General features: G+C 68.4%; 1 protein-coding gene. It reads left to right on the top strand.

Annotated elements, in window-relative coordinates:
- Positions 1-544, top strand: a 544-nt coding sequence (locus D3H34_RS33670; RefSeq protein WP_119558933.1) for a TRAP transporter large permease subunit, incomplete at both ends; no start/stop codon positions are given.

The raw sequence follows: 544 nt of genomic DNA, 5'->3' as shown, positions 1-544 counted from the left end.
ATCCTGGGCTGCGGCGTGTTCGGCTCGGTGTCCGGCTCCTCGGCCGCGACCTGCGCCACCATCAGCAAGGTGGCGCTGCCCGAGCTCAAGCGGCGCGGCTACAACGAACAGCTGGCGCTGGGCTCGCTGGCCACGGCGGGCACGCTGGGCATCCTGATTCCGCCGTCGATCACCATGGTGGTCTATGCGGTCGCGGCCGACGCCTCGATCATCCGCATCTTCCTGGCGGGCTTTCTTCCCAGCTTCCTGCTGATGGCGCTGTTCTGCGGCTACATCGCCTGGTGGAGCATCCGCAACAAGCACCTGATGCCGCCACCGGAGCCCAAGACCACGTTTGCGCAGAAGCTGCGCGCCAGCGCGTCGCTGATCCCCTGCGCGCTGCTGATCGTGTTCATTGTCTGGGTGCTGATCGCGGGCTGGGCCACGGCCACCGAATGCGCGGCCTACGGCGTGCTCGGTTCGCTGATCATCGCCGCGGCCGGGCGCAGCCTGACCTGGTCCAACTTCACGGCCGGGCTGATGGGCGCCACGCGGCTGTCCTGCA

Source organism: Acidovorax cavernicola (assembly GCF_003581445.1).
The sequence above is the reverse complement of the archived record's forward strand: the minus strand, read 5'-3'. Positions and strand labels throughout refer to the sequence as shown.